The organism is Pleomorphomonas carboxyditropha (genome assembly GCF_002770725.1).
GTDB classification, from domain to species: domain Bacteria; phylum Pseudomonadota; class Alphaproteobacteria; order Rhizobiales; family Pleomorphomonadaceae; genus Pleomorphomonas; species Pleomorphomonas carboxyditropha.
Map to the genome: position 1 here is coordinate 1 of NZ_NQVN01000079.1, position 646 is coordinate 646.

At 70.9% G+C, this 646-nt stretch carries 1 protein-coding gene and 1 pseudogene; both read left to right on the forward strand.

Annotated features, from left to right (window positions below; translation table 11 throughout):
- Nucleotides 1-432: pseudogene (locus CJ014_RS27310) on the forward strand (methyl-accepting chemotaxis protein); the annotation flags it as partial.
- 2 nt (nt 433-434) lie between these two features.
- A partial coding sequence (locus CJ014_RS27315) for a chemotaxis protein CheW (protein WP_207765881.1) occupies nt 435-646 on the forward strand: 212 nt, incomplete at its 3' end.

Consider the following 646-nt stretch of genomic DNA (forward strand, 5'->3'; position numbering starts at 1 on the left):
CTGGTGTCGGAGATCTCCGCCGCCTGCCGCGAGCAGGACATTGGCGCCGCCCAGATCAACCAGGCGATCCAGCAGCTCGACAAGGTGACGCAGCAGAACGCCGGCGCCTCCGAGGAGATGTCGGCGACCTCCGAAGAGCTGGCCGCCCAGGCCGAGGAACTGCAGGCCTCGATCGCCTTCTTCCGCGTCGACAACGCGGTGGCCGGCGCCAAGACCGCCCAGCGCAAGGCGCCCGCCCGGCCGGCGGCCAAGCCGGCGCCAAGCCAGGCGGCCGGACGTCATCCGCAGCCTCCCGTCAAGAAGGCCAATGGCTCCGCCACGCCGCAGCGTCAGACGGTGAAGGCCCAGCAGGAGGCGGTGCGCGGCTTCGCGCTCGATCTCGACATGGGCGGCCCCGATGACGACGACGCCGACTTCCGGGAAAGCGCCTGATCATGACGGCCCGTTCCTCGGAGACCCAGTACGTCACCTTCGCGCTCGGCAGCGAGGTGTTCGCGGTGCCCGTCGCCGTGGTGCGGGAGATCCTCGACCATGAGGAGGCCTTCCGCATCCCCAACGGCCCGGACTATCTCGTCGGCCTGCGCGACGTGCGCGGCCAGGGCGTGCCGGTGATCGACCTCCGGCTGAAGCTCGGGCTCAGCCGCAC